The sequence below is a fragment of the Ferrithrix thermotolerans DSM 19514 genome, assembly GCF_900128965.1.
Lineage (GTDB): Bacteria > Actinomycetota > Acidimicrobiia > Acidimicrobiales > Acidimicrobiaceae > Ferrithrix > Ferrithrix thermotolerans.
Genome location: NZ_FQUL01000060.1, coordinates 1 through 6,659 on the forward strand (window position 1 = coordinate 1; position 6,659 = coordinate 6,659).

Below are 6,659 nucleotides of genomic sequence, written 5' to 3' on the forward strand. Positions count from 1 at the left end.
CGCTTAGAACGTTCGAAGACACGAAAATCTAGAGAGGCTTTAGAGAGCGAGATCGACGAAGTCCTCTCTCCACGTTGGGTGAAACGGGTGATGACTTCGGGTGGTTACTGGCGATACACCATCAACGTTCCGCCTAGAGTTCTCCATTGACCAAGAGGCCCTCTTGGCCCTTGAAGAGGAGATCTTTGGCAAGCGCATGCTCTTGACCGACCGAGACGACTGGAGCATCTCTCAAGTCATCTCCGCCTATCGTTCCCAGCATTACGTGGAGTCAGACTTCAGGCAGATGAAAGACACGAACGTTGTCTCGTTCTCTCCAATGTTTCACTGGACGGAGCAGAAGATCAGGGTCCATGCTCTTTACTGCACCCTTGCCCTTAGTGTCTCTCGTCTCATGGTTCGACAAACAGCGTTGGCAGAAGTAGATCTCAGCGTGAGAGAACTTCTTCGTGAGCTCTCTGAGATCCAAGAGACCGTACTGCTCTACCCGGGAGAGAAAGGACGACCACGGGTGAAGAGGATGCTGACTGAGCTGAGCAACACACAACGAAGCCTCTTCAACATCTTTGAGTTAGATCGCTACGCCCCCAAGCGTTAAATCACTCCATATAGGTACTACAGAAATCGATACCACTTACCCATCCTTAGCAGGGGTAATGGAGGAGTCGATCTTGCTAGCCAGGAAAGTCCCGCTAGAGGTGGGGTTTTAGGAGCTCGAGATGTGGTGTTGTTACTCTTGCCTTGATAGCGTCCAAAGGGAGTTGTAGTAACCATTCATTTCAATAAGCTCGTCGTGCGTACCCTGTTCAACTATGGATCCAGAGTCGATTACAAATATCTGATCAGCGTTTTTTAATGAGGAGAGCCGGTGAGCAATGATCAGCACCGTCCTTCTTTCGGCTACCTTGTCAAGAGCGGACTGTACCTGCGCTTCGGACGTAAGGTCCAGCGCAGATGAAACCTCATCAAGGATTACTAGTCTGGGATTCCTAAGGAGTAATCGGGCAAAGACAACCAACTGCCTTTCGCCGGCGGATAACTTCGAAGCCTTATCCCCGACCTCGTAGAAGACGCCCTCTTTATGGGAGGAGAGCAACCTGCCCAGACCCACCTCACGGCAGGCAGTTTCAACATCGTCCAAGGTTGTGTCTTTTAGTCCAAAGGTGACGTTGTCGGCTATCGTTCCGCTAAAGAGGAAAGGCTCTTGTGGCAGGTATGCGATCTGTGAGCGGTACCACTTCAGGTCAAGATCTCCTAGCGGGGTACCGTCTATGTAGATTTGACCCGATGTTGTGTCATAGAACCTTTCGATCAGCTTTGCGATCGTCGACTTACCAGCTCCCGTTTCGCCTACAAAGGCAACGCGCTGCCCTGACTTTATCGTGAGGTTAACTCCGTCCAGAGAGTACGGAGGTGAGTTGTCGTAAGAGAATCGTACATCGACAAACTCGATGTCTCCACGGAGTTCCCCATGGGCTATGGGGTTCGCGATCTCCTTTACAGTAGAGGTCTCGTTCATGAGCTTGCGAATCTGAGCGGTGGCGACGACTACTTGCTGGTACTCGTCGAAGTTTTGAGAGAGTTCCTGTATGGGGGAGAAAAACGCTGTCACATACAAAGAAGCTGCAACTAGAGTTCCTATTGCCACTTTGTGTGCCAAGACTAAAGAACCACCTTCTCCCAGAACGGCGACGGTTGTTAGGTCTGAGAGAAAGCCCAAGAACGGAAAGTAGATAGCCACAGCTCGTTGGGCCTGCATCCTCGCCTCTTTGTAGATGGTTGAACTTTCGGCAAAGCCTTTAGAAACCCTTTCGCTTTGTCCCAACGATCGAGATACTCTGACTCCTGACAGCTGTTCCTGAAAGTTGGCGTTCACGATAGCAATCTTTTCCCGAGCACTTCGATAAGCACGAACTGAGTACCTGCGAAACACCAGACTTGCGATTAGGGCAAAGGGGAGGGCGAGGATCAGCAACTCAGACAAGGAGATTGACAGCGCCACCATAACTATTACGATCAGAGCGAAGGTGAATAGCGCCACCAAAGAAGACGCAAGGCCGATCTGTACCAACGATGAGAAAGCATCGACGTCAGAGATCATTCTCGTCATAATCCTGCCAGACATCTCGGACTCGTAGTAGCCCATATCGAGGCTGAGTAGTTTCTTGAAGATATGCGCCTTCAGGTAGTAGAGAAATCGCTCTGCGGCCACGCCGGTCACCATCTGTTCCATTGCCACGACGAATAGGTCTAGGACACCTACTCCCGCCAACAACAGCGCAGTACCGATGACCAGGTGGAGATCTCTTTGGGTAATACCGCTATCGATCCCTCGGCGCAAGAGTAATGGTCCCGCCAGTGACAAGGCTGCATCCAAAGCGACAAGCAGAGATCCTACAGCGATACCGAGGCGAACGCTTTTGAATAGCTTCTTAAATGAGAACCGACCTTGTGTGGGAGTTTGATCGATTCGTCGTTGGAAGAGTCTTGGAGGCACTACATCGTCGTGTTCTTTAGGTTGAATTCGGTCGCTTAGAGTGGGGGTTGCGGTGTTATCAGCTACAAAGCGGTCGTTGCTTGTGGCGATGAGACTGCGAAATTCCCTACTTGTCTCCCAGAGTTCCTCGTAAGTCCCTTCAGCTGCCACCCTCCCTTCATCTAAGACGATGATTCGATCTGCCAACGTGAGGGTCGAGCGTCTGTGGGCGATGAGTATGAGGGTATGTTGTTGGGCGTAGTTGGTAAGGGCCTCGTGTATGTCGGCCTCGGTCTGAGGATCTACAGAGGAAGTAGCGTCGTCGAGGATAAGTATTGGAGGACGCTTCAGTAACGCCCGGGCCAGTGCGACTCGCTGGCGTTGTCCTCCCGAGAGTTTGACTCCGCGTTCCCCAACTACGGTGTCTAGCCCACCAGGGAGTTGGGAGATAAATCCGTCAGCCTTCGCCGCCTTTACCGCCCAGATCAGATCGTCTTCGGAGATGTCAGGAACTCCAAAGGTGATGTTTTCTCGTATGGATGTCGAGAATAAGAAGCTGTCTTCGAAGACCACCGCTACCTTAGATCGGAGGTCTTTGAGGGAGAACAGTCTTATGTCGATTCCAGCGATAGATATCTGGCCAGATTGAACGTCATAAAACCGGGGGATCAAAAGCGCCAGGGAGGTCTTTCCACTTCCTGAGGCTCCAACTACTGCGACGGTTTCGCCTGATCGAATGGTGACAGTTACTCTACGAAGGACAGGCGCATCTTTGTTGTAAGAAAACTCCACGTCTTGGAATATTACATCTAAAGGACCCTCTGGAATGGTTACTGGGTGTTCTGGTTCGCGGATCTCCGGTTCGATCTCGAGCAGGCTAAATACTCGATCAATTGCAGCTTGTGCCTGCTGTGCAACTGCGACGAGGCTTGAAAGTTGCCGTATCGGTGTGTCGAGAAAGGTTATGTAGGTTGAAAAAAGTAGAAAGGAGCCGATAGAGAGTTTCCCTTCGATGGCTGCATAGCCTCCAAGGCCTATAACAACGGCTTGCGTTAGCACCGGGAGAAGCTGCAGCAGCGAGGCGAGCTTTGCTTGTCTCCAGATAGTTGCAACTCTAGCGTTGTAAAGTGTGTGAGCTGCGGATTTGAGTTTGTTCATCTGAACCTCCTCGAACCCGCTGCCCTTTATTACTCCAATACCTCGAACGGTTTCCTCAACGATCTCGTTTACTCGTCCCTTTTGTTCCTGTGCTACCTCTGATGCGGGAACTATGGAAGATCTAAGGACGCTGGATGCGGTCGCTATAACAGCAAGAGAGACCGCCTCTACTAGCGCTAAAGGCCAGTAGATCACACTCATCACGGCCACGGAGAGTAGGGCAAAGAGGAGGTTGCCGAAGAGCCTTGGCAGAAACGCAAGGAGCCCCTGGATCAAAGATATGTCGGCGTTAGCTTGGGATACTAACTGTCCGCTCTTGAGTGAGTCGTGCGTCTTGAAGTCGAGTCGCTGAAGATGGTCAAAGATCTTAGTCCGCAGACGGTGCTGAGTCCCCAGGGAGAGCCGCGCAGCAGAGATCCTGCGGAGGTAAGCGAAGGCAAATGACGCCAAGGCTAGAACTGCGAGAGCTAAGAGGTCCCCTGTGTATCTACCTGGATGTGGTCTTGAGATAGAGTCGATGAAGCTTCGCTCGTATACAGGGATCAGAACGGTAGCTACCGTTCCGAGAACAGCGGCCGCTAAGGCATGGTTTGTGTCTCTTTGTTGAGGCTTGATGGTCCTAAGAACCCTTTTCGCCCATAGGTACCGGTTTGCTTTGTAAACTCTGCACTCCTCGTTCAAAACGATCGTTAGCACAACACTGCAAGACAGCCTGAGCGATATGCGTGAGGTGTCTCTCCACTGTACGATATGCCGATCCCAAAGGCTGGATGGCGCCGGAGAACAAGCAAGCGCTGTATTGCTCAGTCTATCTCTCTACTGAGGTGAAGTGTATTCAACCGGTGGATTTCCTAGAAGAAGGCAATTCTTCGACAAAAAGTTGTAAAGCAAAGAGCGTTCTATTTCGCTGGCTTGCTTGCTCGCTCGCTGAGACGGGTCTTTCTGACGAATATAGGAATGTGAGCGTCTCTCTAGAAAGTCGGCAAAGAGAGTGTCATTAGATGAAAAAAGTCTTAAGCTCACCTATGTCTACCACGATTCGAAGGGTGTCTAGCTAGAACCATCACGAAAGCGTCAAGGGTTCGAATTGCTGGTTAAGAGATATGGCGGGGTAGTGGTTCCTTTATCTCTAAGGACTCTGTTCAGATCTGTTTAGGGGCTGCGTGGAGAGTAGCCAGTAAAGGCGTGTGATCGATACGTTTGGTTTGACTTAGAGGTGCTAGGCGACGAAGCCTATGACGGAGCCGTGGGCTTGTCGGACTGGAACAGTGCAACGATCGATGCGAGAAGCAGAAGCGAAGCAGAGACCAAAAGTCCAACCGAGAGACCAGCTGAACCCTCCGATATGACTCCCGTCAGCACTGGGCCAACTATCTGTCCCACAGCGAAGGCTACCGTCAAGGTGGCGATTGCCTCGGACCAGTGGTGCTTTGGCAGCGAGTGCCGGGCTACGGAGGTTACGGATGTGACAACGGCCAAGAACGAACCGCCAAATAATATGGCGGATAGGTATGCGACAAATGGGTACCTAGAGACGACGGGGAGGGCTGCGCCTACCGTTACGACCAGCAGTATCAGGGTAGTGCTGTGTGCCCGGCGTAGTCGGGCGATGGGAGCCGACCAAATAACCACGCTAAGTATCGAGGATATACCCAAGACTACCCAGAAAACTGTGACCTCGGTTGTGTGGGCTCCTCGATCTTTTATGTACGCCACTATGAAGGTTATATAAGCGATATATCCGAGACCAAAGAGACCGTATGACGAGAGCAACGCTAAAAACCGGCGTGCAGGCCAATGACGATCGTGCGATGGTCGTTGCGGAGGTTCCTCGCATCGGCGAGCACCGATTAGGGCGGGAAAAAATGCGGCAACCCCTAACGCTCCGAGGAGTATCCAACCCAAGCGCCATCCAACGCTTGCACCGGTGACTGATAGCAGGAGGGGAACTAGCAGTCCTGAGATCACTATCCCTAAACCACCTCCGGCAAAGTAGGTGCTAAGTACCACCGTAGCTCGCCCTCCCCTGACTCCAATCTGAGACGCAAGAGCTGCCCCGGTTATAAACGCGAGTGCTCCACCAGCGCCTGAGAGTCCTCTAAGAACTATCAGTAGTAGAACACTTTTGGAAGCGGCAGTTAGAAATAGTGTGGCTGTTGTCGAGCCGAGTGACCATAGGAAGACTCTTCTTGTGCCCAGTCTTAGAGCAAGTGTGTCGGAGGATAGAGCACCGACCAGGTAGCCCGCTGCATTTGCGCTGTTTAAAGCACCCGCCTGCCCAAGGGAAAGAGCCAGCTGTGACCTCATCGACGGCAGGAGAAGAGCGTATGCGAAACGAGCCAATCCCAGAACTACCGCAGGAGCTAAAGCCAGCTCGATAGCGGTAAGGAGGTCGTTGTGTGAGTCGGACAAGGTCTTTGGCGTCACCTTGTCTATGGTACCTAGGATGATAGAAGCAAACGTCTCTACTATGCGATTAGTCACAAGATCTTCTTCCTGCAACTCTGTTTGTGGAGTGTACATACTGATAGGCCGTAGTCGGTACAGATGTCGCAGCTATCTGCTGTGTTATTGCTTTGATGCAAAGACTTTTGCAAGTACAGCGTGTTCTTTTTAAGTTATAAGTAACAAGGCAAAGAAGGCGAACAGGGATAAGTTGAGGAACCTACACCTCAACCGTCGCAGTGGTACGGACCTATCGGACAGCGCAGAAGGGATCAACCCATACCTGCGAGACTGGATCAACTATTGCGGAGCCTTCTATCGTTCTGGGTTTTACCCTTATCAAGGCTTATCGACGAACACCTCGTCAGATGGGCAAGACGAAAGTCTAAACATCTGAGGAGTAGTCGTGCCAGAACATGGTTATGGCTTGAAGGCGTTCGCCAGCATCGACCGTACCTCTTTGCTCACTGGCAATTGCTCCTGCGTTCCTAGTGTCCCTCCTCAGAAGTTTGCGGAGAAACAATAGGCTCCAGGTATTTCTGCATTGAAGCGAAGATCTCGTCGGCGCTCTTGGTCCAGA

Annotated in this window: 5 protein-coding genes; 2 read left to right on the top strand and 3 right to left on the bottom strand. The window is 51.6% G+C overall.

The genetic code is table 11. From position 1 onward, the window contains the following. Positions 1-100: 100 nt before the first annotated feature. Entirely contained in the window at positions 101-598 is a 498-nt protein-coding gene (locus BUA24_RS11315; RefSeq protein WP_143146545.1) for an IS1634 family transposase, read from the top strand. Positions 599-730: 132 nt separating this feature from the next. Here the strand turns inward: BUA24_RS11315 and BUA24_RS11320 are convergent, their stop codons facing one another. After that, on the bottom strand, positions 731-4,330 hold the full coding sequence (locus BUA24_RS11320) for an ABC transporter ATP-binding protein (RefSeq protein WP_084660460.1): 3,600 nt from the start codon (positions 4,328-4,330) through the stop codon (positions 731-733). A 537-nt stretch (positions 4,331-4,867) separates the two neighbouring features. Further along, positions 4,868-6,118, bottom strand: a complete 1,251-nt coding sequence (locus tag BUA24_RS11325) for a YbfB/YjiJ family MFS transporter (RefSeq protein ID WP_178138827.1) — start codon at positions 6,116-6,118, stop codon at positions 4,868-4,870. Between the two features lie 136 nt (positions 6,119-6,254). Between BUA24_RS11325 and BUA24_RS13505 the strand changes: the two genes are divergently transcribed. Beyond that, positions 6,255-6,476 (top strand): group II intron maturase-specific domain-containing protein, encoded by a 222-nt coding sequence (locus BUA24_RS13505; protein WP_084660462.1) that lies wholly within the window; start codon positions 6,255-6,257, stop codon positions 6,474-6,476. Here the strand turns inward: BUA24_RS13505 and BUA24_RS12840 are convergent. Continuing rightward, positions 6,465-6,659 (bottom strand): hypothetical protein (locus BUA24_RS12840; protein ID WP_218587480.1); only part of this gene is annotated, 195 nt, incomplete at its 5' end. The genes BUA24_RS13505 and BUA24_RS12840 overlap by 12 nt on opposite strands.